Genomic DNA, 20,076 nt, shown 5'->3' with positions numbered 1-20,076 from the left:
CTCTTCTTCTTCATTCAAATATCCTCTGGGGGGTCCGGGGGGCGAAGCGCCCCCGGAAAATACCCCCGGCCCGTCTTACCCCTTCAACGCCGCGATATCCGCCGGAACGCCGACATTCTTCACCACCGCCTCGCGCGAAATCCGCTTGATCATGCCCGACAGCGCCTTGCCCGCACCGATCTCCCAGAACTCGGTCACGCCCGCCTCGGCCAGATGCGCCACCGATTCGCGCCAGCGGACCGTGCCGGTCACCTGCTCGACCAGCAACCGCCGGATCGCACCGGGCTCGGTCACCGGTTCGGCGCGGACATTGGCGATCAGCGGCACGGCAGGCGACTGGATATCCACCCCGGCCAGTGCATCCGCCATGACCGCGGCGGCAGGCTGCATCAGCACCGAATGGAAGGGTGCGGATACCGGCAGCATCAGCGCCCGCTTCGCCCCGGCCTCCTTCGCGGCGGCGGCGGCCCGCTCCACCGCCTCCTTGTGGCCCGAGATCACCACCTGCGCCGGATCATTGTCATTGGCGGCCTGCACGACCTCGTCGCCCGCCGCCTCGCGCGCGATCCGGTCCACAGTTTCGAAATCGAGCCCAAGGATCGCCGCCATCGCGCCCTGCCCGACCGGCACCGCCTCCTGCATGGCCCGTCCGCGCAGGCGCAAGAGCTGCGCCGTATCGGCCAGTGTCAGCGCACCCGCCGCGCAGAGCGCCGAATATTCGCCCAGGGAATGCCCGGCAACATAGCTGGCCGCGGAAATACCGATCCCCTCGGCCTCCATCGCCCGGAATGCCGCCATCGAGGCCGCCATCAGCGCCGGCTGCGCGTTCTGCGTCAGCGTCAGCGTCTCGATATCGCCCTCCCAGATCAGCGCCGACAATTTCTCGCCAAGCGCCTCGTCCACCTCGGCGAAGACCTCGCGCGCCGCCGGATAGGCCTCGGCCAGTTCGCGTCCCATGCCCACGGTTTGCGCACCCTGCCCCGGAAACACAAATGCCCGCATCTCAACCCCCAGAATTGTTTTCCTTATGCTCCGGCATAGCGCGCGTGGGGCATTGCCGCAACTCGTGGGCAACAGGAGCGCGGCTGCCGCAATGAAAAAGGGGGCCCCGAAGGCCCCCTTTTCCGAATTCTGAGCCGTGAGAACCGATCAGCCGACCAGTTCCAGCCCCGAAAAGAAGAACGCGATTTCCTGCGCGGCGGTTTCCGGCGCATCCGAGCCGTGGACCGAGTTCTCGCCGACCGACAGGGCGAATTCCTTGCGGATCGTGCCCTCGGCAGCATCGGCCGGATTGGTCGCGCCCATCACGTCGCGGTTCCTGGCAATGGCGTTCTCGCCTTCCAGCACCTGCACCACGACCGGCTCCGAGGCCATGAACTCCACCAATTCGCCATAGAAGGGGCGTTCCTTGTGGACCTCGTAGAACTTGCCGGCCTGTTCGGGCGACAGCTTGATGCGCTTTTGTGCGACGATGCGCAGGCCCGCCTCTTCGAATTTGGCGTTGATCTTGCCGGTCAGGTTGCGCTTGGTGGCGTCGGGCTTGATGATCGACAGGGTGCGTTCGGTGGCCATGGATATACCTTTGTCTGCGGCAGGCTGTGCCCGCCATGAATGAGATCCGCGTCCGGTTATCAGGCTTCCTTCTGACCGGCAAGACTACGCGCCCGCCAGTCCGGCCGGGGTACAAAAAATCGCCGCCCCATTGCGCTTTCGTGAAACCGATACAACATTGAGGTAGTTGATCCGCGTGGCAAGCAAAGGCGGCGCCGACATGCAACCATTCCGCAAGGGCCAGTATCAGGCGAGACTGGCCGAAACGCCCGAGGATATCCGCGCAGCGCAGCGCCTGCGCTGGCTGTGCTTCATCGCCCGCAACGAAGCGGGCGACGGCGGCGACCAGATCGACAGCGACGCACTCGACGCGGAATGCCGCCACATGCTGGTCGAGGACATGGCGACCGGACAACTCCTGTGCTGTTTCCGCTTCCTGCCCCTTTCGGGCGGATCGGAAATAGCCCGCAGCTATTCGGCCCAGTTCTACGATCTCGACGCATTGGCGGATTTCGACGGTCCGATGGTCGAGATGGGCCGCTTCTGCATCCATCCCGAGGCCCGCGATCCGAATATCCTGCGGATCGCATGGGCGGCCATGACCCGCTTCGTCGACGAGGCCGGGATCGAGATGCTGTTCGGCTGCTCCAGCTTTACCGGCACCGAGCCCGAGGAACATGCCGAGGCATTCGCCATGCTCAAGGAGCGCCATCTCGCCCCCCGGCGCTGGCTGCCGCGGGTCAAGGCGCCGAAGGTCTTCCGCTTCGCCCGCGCCCTGCGGCTGCGCAAGCCCGACCCCAAGCGGGCGATGGCCGCGATGCCGCCGCTCTTGCGTAGCTACCTGGCCATGGGCGGTTGGGTTAGCGATCACGCCGTGGTGGATTCCTCGCTGCGGACCATGCATGTCTTTACCGGCGTCGAGATCCGCGCCATCCCGCCGGCCCGCAAGCGGCTCTTGCGCGCGGTCGCGGGATAGCGGCGCATCGGCGGGTTTGCGTCCCGCGATGGCCGGGGCTCTGCCTCGGACCCCGGGATATTTTCATGAAGAAGAAGCGGCGAGTCGGCATGATCGCAACCGTTTTAGTATGTTTTTCATACTGAACTTGGATGCGTCGATCCGGGCCTTTCGCATGGAATGCCCCGGTTTCGGCATGAATGGCGGCCGATGACCACGCAGCGCGTGCATGCGGGCTGTGACGGCAAATTCCCGCCATTTCCGAGAGGAGCCGGGTGCGTGTTGCGTGGCGGTTCCGATGCAACGCAGGCTACCGCAGCGTTTCGCCATCTCGCCCGTCCTCTGCCTATATGCTAACCCCGCATCCGGGGAGGACGTGGCCGGTAGACCGGCAGCTTCCAGCCCCAGATCAGGCTTCCCGCGCGCAGCACCCAAACGAGTGTGGCGCAGGCGATCAGGGCTTCCCCGCGCTGGAATTCCAGCCAATCCATCGCCGCCGCCATCAGCGCGCCCCCAAAGGCCGCGGTCAGGTAAAGCTGTCCCTGCTTGAGCACCAGCGGCACCTCATTGCCGACGACATCGCGCATGAGCCCGCCGAACGTGCCGGTCACGATGCCCATGATGACAATGATGACGGGCCCATGCCCCTCTTCCATCGCCACGCCCACCCCGGCGGCGACGGCCACGGCCAGCGCCACGCTGTCCAGCCAGACCAGCAACCGGTAACGGCTCTCGAACAGATGCGCGGTCCAGAAAACCAGCAGGGCAGCGCCGGCGGCGATCAGGATATAGGCCGGCTGTTCGACCCAGAACACCGTCTCGCGCCCAAGGATCAGGTCGCGCAAGGTGCCGCCACCCACCGCCGTCAGCGCTGCCATGAAGATGAACCCGACCGGATCGAGCTGCGCCCGGCTGGCCACCAGCGCCCCGGTCAGCGCGAAGATCAGCACCGAGCCATAATCCAGCGCGACAAGCAGCCCCGCAAAGCTCATTTGAACGGAGCCATCCCGGCACGTGCAAGCTTGTCCGCCCGCTCATTCTCGGCATGACCTGCATGGCCCTTGATCCAGCACCATTCGACCTTGTGCCGCGACCGGGCCTCGTCAAGCCGCTGCCAGAGTTCGATATTCTTGACCGGCTTCCTCCCGGCCGTGCGCCACCCGTTCTTCTTCCAGCCATGAATCCACTGGCTGACACCGTTTTTCACATAGGCACTGTCAGTCGTGATGGTGATTTCGCTTGGCCGCGTCAAAGTCTCCAATGCCGAGATCGCGGCCATCAGTTCCATGCGGTTATTGGTCGTCTCGGCTTCCCCGCCCTGCAATTCCCGCTCTTTCACGATCCGTTCGCCATCCATGGCGCGCATCAGAACGCCCCAGCCACCGGGACCGGGATTGCCGCTGCACGCCCCATCCGTCCATGCAAACAACTTTGTCACGCCCGGCTCACCGCCAGCTTCAGGCCCAGCATCGCGAAGGACGCCGCGAAGATACGCCGCATCCAGCGCATCGCACGCTCCGAGGCCAGCAGGGCGTCACGCCCGCTCGCCGCCAATCCCGCATAGATGGCGAACACCGCGAATGTCATTCCGGTGAAGCCGAGACCCAGTTCAACCAGCGCCCCCAACCCGGCCCCGGCGGGCAGAAATTGCGGCAGAAACGCCATGAAGAAGATCGGCAACTTGGGGTTGAGCAGGTTGAGCATGATCCCGCGCCAGACCAGCCGCCCGGCGGGCATCGGCCTCCCGGCGCCGAATTGCAATCCGCCCGAGCCTTGCAGGGCGCCCCAAGCCATCCAGAGCAGATAGGCGACACCTGCGAATTTCACCACCTGGAACAGCACGGCGCTGGCATGCAGCAATGCCGCCAGCCCGGCCATCGCGACCAGCATATGCATGACCGTCGCGATCGTGCAGCCGAGCGCCGCCCAGAGCCCGGCCCGCATGCCCCCACCCAATGTCGAGGAGAGCGTGTAGATCACCCCCAGCCCCGGCACGACGCAAACGATGAAGGCAGTGAGCAGATATTCGGGGTTCATTGATCCAGCCTCACATATCCGGGCATCGCCTCTATCCGGCGCAACCAGGCCGTGATCGCGGGAAAGCGGCCCATCTCGAATCCCCCGCGGGTTCCCGCGCTGTGGGTGTAGGCGTAAAGGCACAGGTCAGCCAAGCTGGCCCCGCCCAGAAGCCAGTCATGCACGGCAAGCCGATCCTCCATCACCTGCAATACCGCGTGCCCCCGTTCCAGCAACTCGGCCAGGTTTTCAGGCGTAGCATCTGACGCCCGATGAGGATAGCACAGCAGCGCCTGGCGAACCGCGATGACAGGCTCATGGTTGTATTGCTCCCAGAACATCCAGCCCAGCATTTGCGCCCGCTCGACCGGATCACTCGGGATAAAGGAGGTTCCCTCGCCCAGATACCACAGGATCGCGTCGGATTCTCCCAGCTTTCGCCCGTCATCGAGCACGAGCGCCGGTACCTTGCCAAAAGGCAGCGCCGCCTCGGCCTTGGCTCGCGCCAGCGCCTCCGAGCCGTTTTCGCAATCGATCACCTCGGCGTCGCGCCCCGTCAGCGCCAGCAGAAGCCGGATCTTGTAGCTATTGCCCGACGAGGGCATCGAATAAAGCCGCATCATCGCCCCTTCTTCCATGTCCCCGAGAACTCGACGAAACCCGGCCGGACAGGCCTGGCGGGAACCGCGCCCACACTCACGCGATCTGCCGCAACACGCGCGGCACCTTGAACTCGATATTTTCCTGTGCCGTCTCGACGATCTCGACGGTGACCTCATAGCGGGCCCGAAAGGCGTCGATCACCTCGTCGATCAGCACCTCGGGCGCGCTTGCCCCCGCCGTCACCCCGACATGACGAACGCCTTCGATCGCGCGCCAGTCGATCTGATCGGCCCGCATCACCAGTTGCGAATAATTGCAACCTTCCGCACGCCCGACCTCGACCAAGCGCTTGGAATTGCTCGAATTCTGTGCACCGATCACGAGCAGGGCCTCGATCCGCGGCGCGATCGCCTTGACCGCCGCCTGACGGTTGGTGGTCGCATAGCAGATATCCTCTTTCGCCGGGCCGACAATTTCCGGGAATCGTGCCTGCAGGGCGGCGACGATCGCTGCGGTGTCATCGACCGACAGGGTCGTCTGCGTGATGAAGGCCAGCCGGGCCGGATCGCGGGGACACATCCGGGCGACATCATCGACCGTTTCAACCAGGATGACCTCACCCTCGGGCAATTGCCCCATCGTGCCCAGCACCTCCGGATGACCGGCATGGCCGATCATGACCAGTTGCAGGCCGTCGGCATGATGGCGCGCCGCCTCCATATGCACCTTGCTGACCAGCGGACAAGTCGCGTCCACAAAGACCATGTCGCGCCGCCGGGCCTCGGCCGGGACCGACCTGGGGACGCCATGCGCCGAAAAGATCACAGGCCGGTCGTCGGGACATTCTTCCAATTCCTCGACAAAGACAGCCCCCTGCGCCCGCAATGAATCGACGACATATTTGTTATGTACGATCTCATGCCGGACATAGACCGGCGCGCCCCATTTCTGCAGTGCCATCTCGACGATCTTGATGGCGCGATCCACGCCGGCGCAAAAGCCGCGTGGCGCGGCGAGAAAGAGTGTCAAAGGCGGTTTTGCATGTTCCATATCCCTGCCCTAACGTGACCATGATGCATCGTCCAGACACAGCGCGTTTACATCCCGCATATCGATACCGCGTAGGCATTGCGGCGCCAACCCATGAAATCATGAGCTTTATACATAAATTTTAATGACTTGGAAATTGACCCAGGCCCGGATGGAGGATTTGATGACATCACCACCCCAGGCAAGTCCAAGGTTGATACATGTCTCGATTTCCGGCCCATGTCACAAATGTATTCCTTGACTGCGCAAAGCGAATGCGGGCCGGTTTGGCCCGAATCCGACTTCCTTCAATCCGCAAGGGCGAGAATCGCGGCCACATCCAGATGCGTTTCAAGATGTCGGGCCAATTCATCCAGCGTCTGCTCCACCCCCGCTTCGTATCCCGATTGCGAGGCAGCACCCAAGCGTTCCAGATAAGCAGCACGGAACCGGTCATCAGCGAACAATCCGTGCAGATAGGTGCCCATGATTCGCCCGTCGCGGCTGACTGCGCCGTCCGGCCCGGGCACATGCGCAAATGGGCGGGTACAATCCGGGCCGGCGCTCAGGCCCATATGGATCTCGTATCCCGACACAGGCTGGCCCAGGGCTTGGCCGTTCACGCGGACCAGACGCTTTGTTTCGGCTATCTCGGTCACGATGTCGAGCAGGCCGAGCCCCTCGGTTGCGCCCCTGGCTCCATCGGCACCGGACGGATCGCGGATCATCTTTCCCAGCATTTGATAGCCACCGCAGATGCCCAGCACATGCCCCCCGCGCCGGACATGCCCGGCCAAATCCTGTTCCCAGCCCTGCGCACGCAGAAAGGCCAGATCGGCAAGGGTCGATTTCGTCCCGGGGATGATCACCAGGGCGGCATCCCCCGGAATCGGCTTTCCCGGCGCCAGCATCGTCAGGCGCAATCCGGGCTCGGCCGCCAGGGGATCGAGATCGTCGAAATTGGCAATGCGGGACAGGGTCAAGCACACGACATGCGGCCCCTCCCCCCGCGACATCCGCAGATCGACCGCATCCTCGGCAGGCAGGCGATGGGCGCCGTCGAACCAGGGCACCATGCCGAATCCCGGCCAGCCGGTCCGGGTCTCGATCAGCCGGAAACCGTCGTCGAACAATCGTGGATCGCCGCGGAACTTGTTGATCAGAAAGCCGCGGATCATCGCTGCATCCCGGGCCTCGATCACCGCCTGCGTGCCGACAATCTGGGCGATGACCCCGCCGCGATCGATATCGCCCGCCAGAACCACCGGCACATCCGCCGCACGGGCAAAGCCCATATTGGCGATATCCCTGGAGCGCAGGTTTACTTCGGCCGGGCTGCCCGCGCCCTCGACGATAACAAGATCATGCGATGCGGCAAGCCGGTGGAAACTGTCCAGGACAGCTTGCAAAAGCCGGGGCCTGAGCGCCGCGTAATCGCGCGCCTGTGCCCGGGCGATGGCATGCCCGTGCAGGATCACCTGTGCTCCCGTATCCGTTTCCGGCTTGAGCAGGACCGGGTTCATGTCCGTCACGGCCTCCAGCCCGCAGGCACGCGCCTGCAGCGCCTGTGCACGGCCGATCTCGCCGCCATCGACCGTGACCGCCGCGTTGTTCGACATGTTCTGCGGCTTGAAAGGAGCGACCTTCATCCCCCTTCGGAGAGCCACCCGGCACAGTCCCGCGACCAGCATCGACTTGCCGACATTCGAGCCGGTTCCCTGAATCATCACCGCGCGAGAGTTCTTGGTCGGCATGGGACACTCCGCTTGCCATCATCTGCACGGATGACTAGATAGGCCCGTCCGCAAATGAAAGGCCGAATTCCGTGCAAAATGTCGTGCTGACCATTCACCTGATCCTGGCGGTCCTGCTGACCGGGGTCGTATTGCTGCAACGCTCCGAAGGCGGCGGGCTCGGAATGGGTGGCGGCAGCGGCGGAGGCGTCATGTCCGGCCGGCAGGCCGCCAATGCGATGACCCGGCTGACATGGATTTTCGGCGTGGCGCTGTTCGTGACCTCGATCAGCCTGACGATCATCGCGGCACGGCAATCCTCCACCAGCTCGATCATGGATCAGCTTGGCGTCCCTGAATCGCAGCAGGGGTCGGGCCGGGAACAAGGCCTGGAATATACGCCTCCACCTTCGACCGGGGACGATCCCCTGACGCCGCCCTCGCCCGCGGCCTCTACCACGGATGACGATGCGGCCGGAGCAGATGGTGACGCGGAAGCGCTTACGCCGCCCGCACCGGAAAACACTGCGACCGAAACGCCGGCGACAGAAGGTTCCACCACCACAGGGGCGGATGCCGATGCGACCGGGGCAGAAGACGATGCGGCAGCCCCCACGGTGCCCGCGGCCGAAACCGGCGCGACCGAGGCACCGGCAGTGGAGGAAACCCCCGAAGCCATGGACGGCGCGGCGACCGAATCGACCGACCCCGCCACGGATGACGCCGCCGCCAGCGGGTCCGGAAACGACGAAACGGCCGGATCCGGGACTGACCAACAGTCGAATTAAGAACACACAATAGATAGGGGCAGAATAAATCTGCCCCACATCAACTTGCGGTCCATTGCGGCCACGGGGCGAATCGCTTATAACTTAAGTCCCGTGATGCTGGCTGTTCGATGGCCCGCAGACATACCGAATTTGCACATCACGGGGGCTTCCATGGCGCGTTATATCTTTATCACCGGCGGCGTGGTTTCGTCCCTCGGCAAGGGGCTGGCATCCGCCGCGCTCGGGGCATTGCTGCAGGCCCGTGGTTTCACCGTCCGGCTGCGCAAGCTGGACCCCTATCTGAATGTCGATCCCGGCACCATGTCGCCATTCGAACATGGCGAGGTCTTCGTCACCGATGACGGGGCCGAGACGGATCTGGATCTCGGCCATTACGAACGCTTCACCGGCGTGTCGGCCCGCAGCACGGATTCCGTCAGTTCCGGGCGAATCTATTCCAATGTGCTGGAAAAGGAACGCCGCGGCGAATACCTGGGCAAGACCATCCAGGTCATTCCCCATGTCACGAACGAAATCAAGGACTTCCTTTCCATCGGTGCGGACGAGGTCGATTTCATGCTCTGCGAGATCGGCGGCACGGTCGGCGATATCGAGGGCCTGCCCTTCTTCGAGGCGATCCGGCAGTTCAGCCAGGATCGGCCGCGCGGGCAATGCATCTTCATGCATCTGACATTGCTGCCCTGGCTGGCGGCATCCGGCGAGTTGAAGACCAAGCCGACCCAGCACAGCGTCAAGGAATTGCGCTCGATCGGGATCGCGCCCGATGTGCTGGTCTGTCGCTCGGAGCAGCCGATCCCGGAAAAGGAACGCGCCAAGATCGCGCTGTTCTGCAATGTCCGTCCCGATGCGGTGATCCCCGCCTATGACCTGAAAACCATCTACGAAGCCCCGCTGGCCTATCACCGCGCCGGTCTTGACCGGGCGGTTCTGGACGCATTCCAGATCAGCCCGGCCCCGCGCCCCGACCTGTCGCGTTGGGAGGACGTGATGGATCGGCTGGAACATGCGGAGGGCAAGGTCAGGATTGCCATCGTCGGCAAATACACCCAGCTTGAGGATGCCTATAAATCCATCGCCGAGGCGCTGACCCATGGCGGCATGGCGAATCGGGTCCGGGTCCATACCGAGTGGGTCGATAGCGAGAAGCTGGAAGGCGACGGCATATCCCTGCTTGACGGCTATCACGGGATCATCGTGCCGGGCGGTTTCGGGGAACGCGGCACCGAGGGCATGATCGCCACCGCCCGCTATGCGCGCGAGAAGAAGGTGCCCTATCTGGGCATTTGCCTGGGCATGCAGATGGCCGTGATCGAAGCGGCGCGAAACCTTGCGGGCATGCCCGATGCGGGCTCGGAGGAGTTCGATCACGAGGCCGGCAAGACCCGCTTCACCCCGGTGGTCTACCATCTGAAGGAATGGGTGCAGGGCAATTACAAGGTTCAGCGCAAGCTGACGGATGACAAGGGCGGGACGATGCGGCTTGGCGCATATACCGCCATTCTCGCGCCTGATTCCAAGGTTTCGGCGGCCTATGGCGGAGCATTGCAGATCGAGGACCGCCATCGCCACCGCTACGAGGTCGATGCAACCTATCGCGAGGCGCTGGAAAAGGTCGGGCTGTCATTTTCGGGCATGTCGCCGGATGGCAAGCTGCCCGAGGTGATCGAATATCCCGACCACCCCTGGTTCATCGGCGTGCAATCGCATCCCGAACTGAAATCCAAGCCCTTCGATCCGGCACCGCTTTTCGCCGGCTTTGTTCGTGCCGCGATGGAGGAAGGCCGGCTGGTATAGTGAAATGCCCGGATCAAGGGATCCGGGCATTTCATGACCTGTTCGACGTGACCTTGACGGGGCTCAGCGTTTTTCACTACCCGGAATATCGCGGACGCCGTAGCGAGCAGGCGTCCATCTTCGGCACGCAAATCCGCTTCGATGAATTTCAGGCTTTGGCCGCCACCGGTCACGCGACCCGTGGCGGTGACCCGCCCTTCGCTGGCGCCTGCAATGAAATTCACGTTGATCGAGACCGTCACCACGCCACCGCCGACATCTCCCAGGTGGTTGCGCAGGGCGGTGCCGCAACCGTTATCCAGCAGCATCGAGACAAAGCCGCCATGCAGCACCCCCATCCGGTTGAGATGCTGCGGACCGATTTCAAGCGAACATGCCCCGGTCTGGTCATCCGGCAGGAAAGACCTGTAACCGACCAGTTCCCTCGCGCCCGACCGATCGATCGGTAACAGATCGTCGGCCTCGCCCTCCATCATGCGGCCCTGCCCTTTGCCGCATCGCCCAGTTCGAGCAAGCGCAGCACATGGTCATTGTGATCGCCCAGCTGATGGTCGATCATCACCAGCCGCTTGGCATAATGCGCACCGGGATATTCCCAGGTCATGCCGATACCGCCATGCATCTGGATGGCCTCCTCGGCGATTTTCCGGCCCATCCGCCCGATCAGGTTCTTGGCCATCGACACGTTGCGCGCCTGATCCTGAGTGCCGAAACCGGCCACAGCCGCGATGGTGATGGAACGGCATTGCTCCAGTTCCACCAGCATATCCACCAGGCGGTGTTGCAAAGCCTGGAAGGTCGCGATGGGCCGGCCGAATTGCTGGCGCTGGCCAAGGTAATCCATGGTCAGATCGATCAGATGGGCCATCGCGCCCACCGCCTCGGCACATAGCGCGACGCGGCCCATGTCCAGCGCATCCTCCAGATCGGCGCGGCAATCGGGCGACAGGCATTCCGCCTTCAGCTCATCCATGACCAGGTCCGATACGCCGCCGCCATCGACCATCGTGGCAGAGATCAATTCAGGACTCTCGACCAGGAACAGGCCGATCCCCGCATCTGTCCGCGCCGCGACCAGCAGATGATCGGCACCGGGCGCGCCATAGATGGCCGATTTGCGGCCCGTCAGCCGCCAGCCATCGCCCTCTTGCCGCGCCTGAGCCTCGATATGGGACAGGTCACAGGCGACATGCGGTTCATAGACGGCCAGCGCGACGCGCGTGCTGCCCGCCACGATCGCCTCGGCCAGATCGCCACGACCGAGACGCGCCAGCAGCCGCAGCCCCATCAGCGCACCCAGCAGGGGTTCGGCGCACAGGCCCCGCCCGATCTCTTCGAAGATGACCGAGACATCCTCGGCGCTGCCGCCGAAGCCGCCCTGTTCCTCGCTGATGAAGGCACCGATGATGCCAAGCTCTGCCAGCCCGGCCCAGGTCTCGGACGAATGCCAGGGCTCGGCATAGGCCTGCGCGTTGCGTGTCTCGATATCGTAATTGTCGGTCAGATAGCGGCGCAGGCTGTCCGCTAGCATCTGGTGGTCCTCGGAAAGATTGAAGTCCATGGGCTCACCTCCGGAACAGTTCTTTGGCAACGATGTTGCGCTGGATTTCATTCGAACCGCCGAAGATCGACAGCTTGCGATTGTTGAAATAGGCGGGGGCGGCGCGGGCGGCCTCGACCGGCACCGCCAATTCGTTCTCGGACAGTTCATTGGCCATCGGCGCGGCCTGCGGCCCGAGGGCCGAGCGATACAGGTCCTGAATCGCCTGCCGCACCTGCGTGCCCTTGAGCTTCAGCATCGAGCTTTCGATACCGCCTGCCGCACCGCCCTTCGCATTGGCCAGCATCCGCAGATTGGTGATCCGCAATGCCTCCAGCTCGGTCTCGATCTCGGCGGCGCGGGCGGCATAGACCGGGTTGTCCGCGATCTTGCGGCCGTCGCGGGTCATCTGCCGCGACAGGCGGTGAAACCGCTCCATGTCCTTCATCGAGAAACCGGTGCCGGCGATATTGGTGCGCTCATGCGTCAGCAGGTATTTGGCGATGGTCCAGCCCTGGTTTTCCTCGCCCACCAGGTTGGCGGCGGGGACGCGGGCATCGGTGAAGAACACCTCGTTGACCTCGTGCCCGCCCTCGATCAGCCGGATCGGGCGCATCTCGACACCCTTTGTGTCCAGATCGACCAGCAGGAAACTGATCCCCTCTTGCGGCTTGCCCTCGGTCGAGGTCCGCACGAGGCAGAAAATCTTGTTGGCGTGCTGGCCAAGCGTGGTCCAGGTCTTCTGCCCGTTGACGACGTAGTGATCGCCGTCGCGAACCGCTTTTGTCTTGAGACTGGCCAGATCGGACCCCGCCCCCGGCTCGGAATAGCCCTGGCACCACCAGTCGCTGCCATCCAGGATCCGGGGCAGGATCTCGCGCCGCTGCTCTTCGGTGCCGAATTTGAGCAGCACCGGCCCCAGCATGTTCAGGCCGAAGGGCACCAGCCGCGGCGCGTTGTGCAGCGCGCATTCCTCGGCGAAGATATGGCGCTCCACCGCGCTCCAGCCGGGACCACCATATTCCTCGGGCCATGTCGCGGCCAGCCAGCCGCGCGCGTGCAGGATCGCCTGCCAGCGCAGCAGATCCTCTTTCGTCAGCTCCTTGCCCGCCGCCACTTTCTCGGCCAGTTCCTCGGGCAGATTATCTTTCAGGAAGGCACGCACCTCGTCGCGGAACGCGCGCTCTTCTGGGGTGAAATCGAGATCCATCCGTTCAATCCTTGTTCAAATCGGCAAAGCTGCGGCCAGTATCGGCCAATTCACGCAAGAGCGGCGGAATCTGCCAGTAATGCGCATCTTCGCTGGCATAGGCTTCGATCCGCTCGATCAGCGCCTTGGGTCCGATCCGGTCGGCATAATTGAGCGGCCCGCCCAGATGGCGCGGGAAACCATAGCCGAACAGGAACACCGCATCGACATCGACGGGACGCTGCGCGACCCCCTCCTGCACGACGCGGGCGGCTTCGGAGATCATCGCGGTCATGTAGCGGGCGGTGATATCCTCGTCGCTGAACTCGCGCGGGGTTACGCCTGCGGCCTTGCGCTCGGCTTCGACGATGGCGACGGCATCCGGGTTCGGCTTGCGCGTCTTGGGATCGTCATAGAGATAATAGCCGCGCCCGGTCTTGCGCCCGAACCAGCCATTCTCGCAGATCCGGTCGGCGATGGTGACATAGCGTTCCTCGGGCGGACGGTCCGGTGCCTTGCGCTTGCGCGTTGCCCAACCAATATCCAGCCCGGCCAGGTCGCCCACGGCAAAGGGCCCCATCGCGAAGCCGAAATCCTCCAGCGCCCGGTCGATCTGTTCGAAGGACGCGCCGTCCAGCAGCATGTAATCCGCCGCCTTGCGGTAATGGGCGAGGATGCGGTTGCCGATGAAGCCATCGCAGACGCCCGAACGCACCGCGACCTTCTTCATCCGCGCCGCCAATGCCCATGCCGTCGCCACCACCTCGGGCGCAGTCTTGTCCGCCACCACGACCTCGAGCAGCCGCATGACATGAGCCGGAGAGAAGAAATGCAGCCCGATCACGTCCTGCGGGCGAGAGGTCATCTCGGCGATGGCGTTCACGTCAAGATAAGAGGTATTCGTGCCGAGCACCGCACCGGCTTTGCAGATCCGGTCGAGCTTGCCGAAGATCTCGGCCTTGACCGACATCTCCTCGAATACCGCCTCGATCACCAGATCGACGGGGGCGAGGCTTTCCAGCTTGGTCGTGGCGGTCAGGGCGGCCAGCGCCTTGTCGCGGCCCTCTGCCGTCATCTTTCCGCGCTTGACCGCGCCATCAAGGTTCCTGGTCACGGCAGCCTTCGCCGCCTCGGCCCGCTCGGGTGCCATCTCGATCAGCGTCACCGGGATGCCGGCCTGCAACAGGGCAGTGGCGATACCCACCCCCATCGTGCCGCCGCCGATGACCCCGGCGGTCTCGATCTTGCGCGGCTCTGCCTGAGCCTCGGGGATGCGCTTGACGGCGCGTTCGGCGTTGAAGGCATGGATCAGGCCCTGCCGGTCGGGGCTGTCCATCAGCTCCATGAACAGCGCCCGTTCGGCCTTCAGCCCTTCGGCGAAGGGCTTCGCGATCTGCGCCACGGCCTCGACCGCCTTGATCGGCGCGGCCAGCGCCGGGCGTTTCTTGCGCAGGCGCTCGGTGGCGGCCTCGATCAGCGCGGGGTCCAGATCGACCGAGATCTCCGCTGTGCGCCGGGTTGGCAGAGAGCCGTCCCGCACCGCTTTCGCCCCGGCCAATGCGGCCTCGCGCGGGGTGGCGTCGTCAATGCGATCCACGATTCCCAGCTCTTTCGCCTCATCAATGGGAACCTGACGGCCCGAGCTGATGATATCGATGGCCTTGTCCAGCGCGATCAGGCGCGGCAGGCGCTGCGTGCCGCCCGCGCCGGGCAGCAGGCCCAATGTCACCTCGGGCAGCCCGACCCGCGCTCCGGGCAGGCCGATCCGCGCGTGGCAGGACAAGGCAAGCTCCAGCCCGCCGCCAAGGGTCGTGCCATGCACCACGGCGATCACCGGCTTGTCGCTGGCCTCGATCCTGTCCAGAACGTCGGGCAGGCGAGGCTCTACCGGCGGCTTGCCGAATTCGCGGATATCGGCACCCGCCGACAGCGCCCGCCCCTCGCCATGAATGGCGATGACGCGGATCTGCGGGTCGGCATTCAACGTGTCGATCGCATCCGACAGCCCCTGCCGCAGGGCTGCCCCAAGCGCGTTGACCGGAGGATTGTTCAGGCAGATCAGCCCGATCTCGCCCTCGGTCTCGACCCGCACCGGCATTGTTTCACTCTGGCTCATATCTGATCCTTTCGTTTCCTGCCGCGTTCAGGCGACGCGCTCGATGACCATGGCGATGCCCTGCCCGACACCGACGCACATAGACAGGCAGGCATAGCGCCCACCGCTGCGTTCCAACTGGCGCATCGCGGTCAGGATGATCCGCGCGCCCGAGGCGCCAAGCGGATGGCCGATCGCGATCGCGCCGCCATTGGGGTTCAGGCGGCTGTCGGACGGGTCCAGATCCAGTTGTTTGCAGCAGGCGAGAACCTGGCTGGCGAAAGCCTCGTTGATCTCGATCAGGTCCATGTCCTGCATGGTCAGCCCCGCGCGTTCCAGCGCCTTGGGCACGGCGAAGCCCGGCCCGATCCCCATGATCCGGGGCGGCACCCCGGCAATCGCGCCCGACACGATCCGCGCCCGCGGCTTCGGCCCCAAATCCTTGGCCCCCACCAAGAGCGCCGCCGCGCCATCATTGCGCCCGAGGCATTGGCCGCCGTCACCACGCCGCCCTCGAAGATCGGCTTCAGCGACGCCATCTTTTCCAGCGTCGTCTCGGGGCGGGGATGTTCATCCGCATCGACCACGGTCACCGCACCCTTGCGGCCCGGGATCTCGATGGGCAGGATTTCGTCCTTGAAGAAGCCATCGGCCCGCGCCGCCTCGTATTTCTGCTGGCTGGCATGGGCGAAGGCATCGCTTTCCTCGCGCCCGATGCCGTATTCACTGGCCAGGTTATCGGCGGTCTGCGGCATGGTGTAGTCGCCGAACTCCTTGGCGAATTGCTTGTTCGGAAAGCGGGTGCCGATGGTCGAGTCGTAAATCTTGGGCTGGCGGTCCCATGCGCTTGGCGATTTGCCCATCACGAAGGGCGCGCGGGTCATGCTTTCGGTGCCACCGGCCAGATAGAGACCGGCCTCGCCCACCGTGATCGAGCGCGCCGCGTCCAGCGCCGCAGCCATGCCCGAGCCGCAAAGCCGGTTGACGGTCAACCCGCCTGCCTCTTCGCGCACGCCACCCAGAAGCCCTGCGAAACGCGCCACGTTGCGGCTGTCCTCGCCCGACTGGCAGACATTGCCGAGAATGACATCCTCGATCCGCTCCACCGGCAGGTCCGAGCGTTCGACCAATGCGCGGATGACCCTGGCCGCCAGATCATCGGGGCGAACCGCCGCCAGCGCGCCCGCGTGACGCCCGAAGGGGCTGCGCAAACCGTCATAGATATATCCCTGAAGCATGATCGTCCTCGTCCTCTAGATGTCGTCCAGTGCTGCCCGGAAATGTTCCAGCAGCTTGTTTTTCAGGATCTTGCCTGTCGCCGCCTGTGGCAAGGCATCGGCGATGATGACCCGCGCGGGCACCTTGTAGGGCGCCATCCGTTCACGCACCCAATCGCGCAACTCGGCCTCGGTCACCTTGTCCTGCGTGGTCACGAAGGCCAGCACGTCCTCATTGCCGTTCCGCGCCCGTCCGACCACGGCGGAAAGCGCGACGGCGGGATGGGCGGTCAGCACGGCCTCGACCTCGGGCGGGTAGACGTTGAAGCCGGAATGGATGATCAGCTCCTTCAGCCGCCCGGCGATATGCAATGTGCCGTCGGCTTCCTGCCGTGCCAGATCGCCGGTGCGCAGGAAACCGTCCTCGGTCAAGGTAGTGCGGGTGGCTTCCGGGTTGCGGAAATAGCCCTTCATCACGTTGGGGCCGCGCGCCCATAGCTCGCCCACCCCGTTCTCGTCGGGCTCATGGATCAGCACCTCCATCCCCGGCACAGGCAGGCCCACCGCCGTATCGCTGCGCGGACATTCAAGCCGCGTGGTGGCGATACCCGGCGATGCCTCGGTCTGGCCATAACCATTATGCAGGACCTGTCCGAAGATCCGCTCGGCCCGTTCCTTCAGGCTCAGGTCCAAAGGCGCGCCGCCTGCATAGATATAGCGCAGCCGATGTTCGGGCTTTTCGATGCCAAGCTCTTTCAGGCGGCGCAGCAGGGCGGCGAAAATCTGCGGCACGGCGGGCAGGATGGTCACGTCCTCGCGGATATGGCCCAGCACCTCGTCGGCATCGAAACGCGGCATGGCAATGAGCCGCGATCCCCCCATCAGCCCGGCCAGGAAAACCGAGGTCAGCCCGAAGATATGGGTTCCCGGGATCACCGCCAGCGTCGTGTCCTCCGGCCCGATCCGGCGCAGCCCGGCCGAGGTCCGGCACATGAACAGAAGGTTGCCATGGGTCAGCATCACCCCCTTGGGCTCTCCGACCGTGCCGCTGGTATAGATCAGCGCGGCGGTCTGGCCGGGGCCATCCTCGACCGGCTCGGGCATTGCCTCGCGCGGGGGCGTTACCAGCAGGTCGCCACAGCGCAATTGCCCCAGTGACACGGCCTCCAGCCGTTCGGCATGCGCCCTTGCCGCCGATGACGCCTCGGGGGTAAAGATGGCGCAGCGCGCATCCGCGACCTCTGTCAGCCGATCCAGTTCGGAGGGGGTCAGCCGGGCATTGGCCAATGTCGCCCAGGCATCCAGGTGGCTCAGGGCAAGCATCGCGGCCAGATAGGTCACGCAATTCTCGCTGACCACCAGCACCCGATCGCCCGGACGCACCCCATGATCGCGAAGCTTACCGGCGATCGCCGTGACAAGTTCGCCAAGCTCGGCATAGCTGTATTGGCTGCCATCATGATCGACGATGGCGGTATGGGTGGGTTTGCCCTGCGACAGAACCTCGTGAATACGTCTCAATACCGGTCTCCCTTCCGCAAGTTTGCCGATCTGTTCCATCACGCTGCCCCAGTTCCGCGACCACGGGACGGCCGCGCCGATAGGCCACGAGGATCGGCAGGATCGTCAGTGCCGCGCCGATGGCCGCCGTCGTGCCGAAACCGATCCCAGCAAAGGGCATCGCAGGCAGGGCGAACAGGAAACCGCCCAGGCACAGCATGGCGCGCAGAAGATAATCCCCGCGCCCCGCCAGCGACCCGGCGGCCACGACATAGCCCTGCAACCCCATGCCGATGATCCCGACCCCGATCACCGCGCAGACCAGCGCCACAATGACTTCGAGCGCAGGGGCATTGCCGATCAGCGCCGGGTTCAGCACGAACAGGAAGGGCACGATATAGATGATGCTGCCAAGCCGCATCGCCTCGAATCCTGCCTTCATCGGACTGGTGCCCGCAAGCGTCGCGGCGGCATAGGCACCAAGGGCGACAGGCGGGGTGATATAGCTGACCATGCCCCAGTAGAGGATGAACAGATGCACCGCGAGCCGGTCCAGTCCCCCCGCCTCCAATGCCGGGGCAAGGACGATGGCGAGGAAGATGTAACAGGCCGTCGCCGTCATCCCCATGCCGAAGATAAAGGCCGTCAGCGCGCCCATCACCAGCAGGATGAAGACATTGTCGCCTGCGATGAACAACAGCTCGTTCACCAGCGTCCCGGCAAGGCCGGTGGCCGAGAAGGATCCGACGATCAGCCCGACGCCAAGGATGACGGCGGTCAGTTCGGCGAGGCTGGAGCCGACGCCCATGACGATCTCGACCAGCTTGCGCCATGTCATGCGGCTGCCGGGAAGGAACTGGTTGATCGCCAGCAGCAGCAGCACCGAATAGAAGGGTGCCTTGGTTTCCTGCCGCAGCACCACCATCATGAAGATCAGCAGCGCGAAGACCAGCACATAGGGCCAGCCCTTGCGCAGCGTGTCGCGCAGGGCCGGAACCTCGCCCCGCGGCAATCCCTTCAGGTTGCGGCGCGCCGAATAGGCGTCGATCTGCGCGAACAAGGCGAGATAGAACAGCAGCGAGGGGATGGCGGCGGCGACCACGATCTCGGCATAGGGAAGCGACAGGAAGGACGCCATGACGAAGGCCGTCGCCCCCATGATCGGCGGCATCAGCACACCCCCGGTCGAGGCGCAGGCCTCGGTCGCGGCGGCGGTCTTGGCGGAAAAGCCGGTGCGGCGCATGGTCGGGATCGAGACGGTGCCGGTGGTCAGCACGTTCGAGATGACGCTGCCCGACATCGACCCCATGAAACCGCTGGCAAAGATCGAGACCTTGGCGGCCCCGCCGCGATAGCGCCCCACCAGCCCCAGGGCGAGATCGTTGAAGAAGGCTCCGCCGCCCGTGTGTTGCAGCACCGATCCGAAGATGATGAAGCCGATCACCACCCCGCCGAATGCCCGCATCGGGATGCCGAATATGCTTTCCGAGGAATAGACATGATAGGAGAATGTCTCGCTCAGCGTGCTTTGAAAGCCCGAGAAGGGTGCAGGGACATGCCCGGCAAAGCTGGGATAGAAGGCGACGAGGGTCACGATGATGGCAAGCACCAGCCCCCCGGCGCGGCGGGTCGCCTCAAGGACCAATCCGGCGAACAGGAAGGCCACCCATTGCGCGCCCACCGGCGCGGCGAATTCCCAGCCCTCGTTGAGGTTCTGCTGCGCCGTCACCGCGATATAGGCCCCCGCCCCCAGAGAGGCCGCGGCCAGCAGCCAGTCCAGCGGAGAGACCGAGCCGAAACGCCTGCCCCGGATGTCGAACACCAGGAAGGTGGCCGCCAGAAACAGCGTGGCGAGGATGTTGAGATAGCGGCCTTCCAGCATCACCATCCCGAAAGGCCTGATATTGAACAGCTGGTTGATCACCAGCAGGACCGCAGCGACGGTCAGGACAAACAGGGTGATATGTCGGGGGTTCCGATATCCGCTGTCGGGCGTTTTCTCGGGGTCTTCCAAGACGGTGTCGGCGGGTTGCACACGGACCTCCTCTCCAGGCGCGGGGGGC

The 20,076-nt window shown here is 64.5% G+C and carries 16 protein-coding genes and 2 pseudogenes; 3 read left to right on the top strand and 15 right to left on the bottom strand.

From position 1 onward, the window contains the following. Positions 1–75: 75 nt before the first annotated feature. Together fabD and ndk are read right to left on the bottom strand one after the other, a co-directional pair. Positions 76–1,002, bottom strand: a complete 927-nt coding sequence (gene fabD / locus A7A09_RS13045) for an ACP S-malonyltransferase (protein ID WP_106691800.1) — start codon at positions 1,000–1,002, stop codon at positions 76–78. Between the two features lie 147 nt (positions 1,003–1,149). Continuing rightward, on the bottom strand, positions 1,150–1,572 hold the full coding sequence (ndk, locus tag A7A09_RS13040) for a nucleoside-diphosphate kinase (protein ID WP_106691799.1): 423 nt from the start codon (positions 1,570–1,572) through the stop codon (positions 1,150–1,152). A gap of 199 nt (positions 1,573–1,771) precedes the next feature. Here ndk and A7A09_RS13035 point away from each other — a divergent pair, with 199 nt between their 5' ends. Continuing rightward, entirely contained in the window at positions 1,772–2,527 is a 756-nt protein-coding gene (locus A7A09_RS13035; RefSeq protein ID WP_106691822.1) for a GNAT family N-acetyltransferase, read from the top strand. A 332-nt stretch (positions 2,528–2,859) separates the two neighbouring features. Here the strand turns inward: A7A09_RS13035 and A7A09_RS13030 are convergent, their stop codons facing one another. The 6 genes from A7A09_RS13030 to A7A09_RS13005 form a co-directional block, all read right to left on the bottom strand. After that, the gene (locus A7A09_RS13030) at positions 2,860–3,498 is read right to left on the bottom strand and encodes a trimeric intracellular cation channel family protein (RefSeq protein WP_106691798.1); all 639 of its coding nucleotides are present in this window, start codon (positions 3,496–3,498) and stop codon (positions 2,860–2,862) included. Beyond that, complete coding sequence (gene rnhA / locus A7A09_RS13025; RefSeq protein ID WP_106691797.1) at positions 3,495–3,944, bottom strand: ribonuclease HI; 450 nt, start codon at positions 3,942–3,944, stop codon at positions 3,495–3,497. The genes A7A09_RS13030 and rnhA overlap by 4 nt, the downstream gene beginning before the upstream one ends. After that, a complete protein-coding gene (locus A7A09_RS13020) occupies positions 3,941–4,543 on the bottom strand; it encodes a LysE family translocator (protein WP_106691796.1) in 603 nt (200 codons plus the stop codon). The genes rnhA and A7A09_RS13020 overlap by 4 nt, the downstream gene beginning before the upstream one ends. Then, the gene (locus A7A09_RS13015) at positions 4,540–5,145 is read right to left on the bottom strand and encodes a glutathione S-transferase family protein (protein ID WP_245999328.1); all 606 of its coding nucleotides are present in this window, start codon (positions 5,143–5,145) and stop codon (positions 4,540–4,542) included. Before A7A09_RS13015 ends, A7A09_RS13020 begins: the two co-directional genes overlap by 4 nt. A 73-nt stretch (positions 5,146–5,218) precedes the next feature. After that, entirely contained in the window at positions 5,219–6,175 is a 957-nt protein-coding gene (gene ispH, locus A7A09_RS13010; RefSeq protein WP_106691795.1) for a 4-hydroxy-3-methylbut-2-enyl diphosphate reductase, read from the bottom strand. Positions 6,176–6,462: 287 nt separating this feature from the next. Next, on the bottom strand, positions 6,463–7,908 hold the full coding sequence (locus A7A09_RS13005; protein ID WP_106691794.1) for a cobyric acid synthase: 1,446 nt from the start codon (positions 7,906–7,908) through the stop codon (positions 6,463–6,465). Positions 7,909–7,979: 71 nt separating this feature from the next. On the opposite strand from A7A09_RS13005, the gene secG reads away from it, so the two are divergent. Beyond that, positions 7,980–8,675 (top strand): preprotein translocase subunit SecG, encoded by a 696-nt coding sequence (gene secG, locus A7A09_RS13000; RefSeq protein ID WP_106691793.1) that lies wholly within the window; start codon positions 7,980–7,982, stop codon positions 8,673–8,675. Between the two features lie 153 nt (positions 8,676–8,828). Further along, on the top strand, positions 8,829–10,472 hold the full coding sequence (gene pyrG, locus A7A09_RS12995) for a CTP synthase (protein WP_106691792.1): 1,644 nt from the start codon (positions 8,829–8,831) through the stop codon (positions 10,470–10,472). Positions 10,473–10,624: 152 nt separating this feature from the next. On the opposite strand, the pseudogene A7A09_RS22145 reads toward pyrG, so the two are convergent. From A7A09_RS22145 to A7A09_RS12960, 7 genes and pseudogenes are all read right to left on the bottom strand, one after another. Further along, positions 10,625–10,810 (bottom strand): annotated as a pseudogene (locus A7A09_RS22145) (hotdog domain-containing protein); the annotation flags it as partial. A gap of 134 nt (positions 10,811–10,944) precedes the next feature. Next, entirely contained in the window at positions 10,945–12,033 is a 1,089-nt protein-coding gene (locus A7A09_RS12985) for an acyl-CoA dehydrogenase family protein (RefSeq protein ID WP_106691790.1), read from the bottom strand. A gap of 4 nt (positions 12,034–12,037) precedes the next feature. Next, positions 12,038–13,222 (bottom strand): acyl-CoA dehydrogenase family protein, encoded by a 1,185-nt coding sequence (locus A7A09_RS12980; protein WP_106691789.1) that lies wholly within the window; start codon positions 13,220–13,222, stop codon positions 12,038–12,040. 4 nt (positions 13,223–13,226) lie between these two features. Continuing rightward, on the bottom strand, positions 13,227–15,317 hold the full coding sequence (locus tag A7A09_RS12975; protein ID WP_106691788.1) for a 3-hydroxyacyl-CoA dehydrogenase NAD-binding domain-containing protein: 2,091 nt from the start codon (positions 15,315–15,317) through the stop codon (positions 13,227–13,229). A gap of 27 nt (positions 15,318–15,344) precedes the next feature. Beyond that, positions 15,345–16,534: pseudogene (locus tag A7A09_RS12970) on the bottom strand (3-oxoadipyl-CoA thiolase). 15 nt (positions 16,535–16,549) lie between these two features. Next, the gene (locus A7A09_RS12965; RefSeq protein WP_211341123.1) at positions 16,550–18,034 is read right to left on the bottom strand and encodes a class I adenylate-forming enzyme family protein; all 1,485 of its coding nucleotides are present in this window, start codon (positions 18,032–18,034) and stop codon (positions 16,550–16,552) included. Continuing rightward, entirely contained in the window at positions 17,970–20,048 is a 2,079-nt protein-coding gene (locus A7A09_RS12960; RefSeq protein WP_106691786.1) for a TRAP transporter permease, read from the bottom strand. The genes A7A09_RS12965 and A7A09_RS12960 overlap by 65 nt, the downstream gene beginning before the upstream one ends. Between the last annotated feature and the right edge of the window lie 28 nt (positions 20,049–20,076).

This window comes from Paracoccus methylarcula, from assembly GCF_003007735.2.
Classification (GTDB): domain Bacteria; phylum Pseudomonadota; class Alphaproteobacteria; order Rhodobacterales; family Rhodobacteraceae; genus Paracoccus; species Paracoccus methylarcula.
This window is presented reverse-complemented; position numbering and strand designations above follow the sequence as displayed.

Bases quoted from the DNA above. Each gene is read 5' to 3' on its own strand.
- fabD (WP_106691800.1), bottom strand. From the start codon at position 1,002: ATGCGGGCATTTGTGTTTCCGGGGCAGGGTGCGCAAACCGTGGGCATG.
- ndk (WP_106691799.1), bottom strand. From the start codon at position 1,572: ATGGCCACCGAACGCACCCTGTCGATCATCAAGCCCGACGCCACCAAG.
- A7A09_RS13035 (WP_106691822.1), top strand. From the start codon at position 1,772: ATGCAACCATTCCGCAAGGGCCAGTATCAGGCGAGACTGGCCGAAACG.
- A7A09_RS13030 (WP_106691798.1), bottom strand. From the start codon at position 3,498: ATGAGCTTTGCGGGGCTGCTTGTCGCGCTGGATTATGGCTCGGTGCTG.
- A7A09_RS13020 (WP_106691796.1), bottom strand. From the start codon at position 4,543: ATGAACCCCGAATATCTGCTCACTGCCTTCATCGTTTGCGTCGTGCCG.
- A7A09_RS13015 (WP_245999328.1), bottom strand. From the start codon at position 5,145: ATGATGCGGCTTTATTCGATGCCCTCGTCGGGCAATAGCTACAAGATC.
- ispH (WP_106691795.1), bottom strand. From the start codon at position 6,175: ATGGAACATGCAAAACCGCCTTTGACACTCTTTCTCGCCGCGCCACGC.
- A7A09_RS13005 (WP_106691794.1), bottom strand. From the start codon at position 7,908: ATGCCGACCAAGAACTCTCGCGCGGTGATGATTCAGGGAACCGGCTCG.
- pyrG (WP_106691792.1), top strand. From the start codon at position 8,829: ATGGCGCGTTATATCTTTATCACCGGCGGCGTGGTTTCGTCCCTCGGC.
- A7A09_RS12985 (WP_106691790.1), bottom strand. From the start codon at position 12,033: ATGGACTTCAATCTTTCCGAGGACCACCAGATGCTAGCGGACAGCCTG.
- A7A09_RS12980 (WP_106691789.1), bottom strand. From the start codon at position 13,222: ATGGATCTCGATTTCACCCCAGAAGAGCGCGCGTTCCGCGACGAGGTG.
- A7A09_RS12975 (WP_106691788.1), bottom strand. From the start codon at position 15,317: ATGAGCCAGAGTGAAACAATGCCGGTGCGGGTCGAGACCGAGGGCGAG.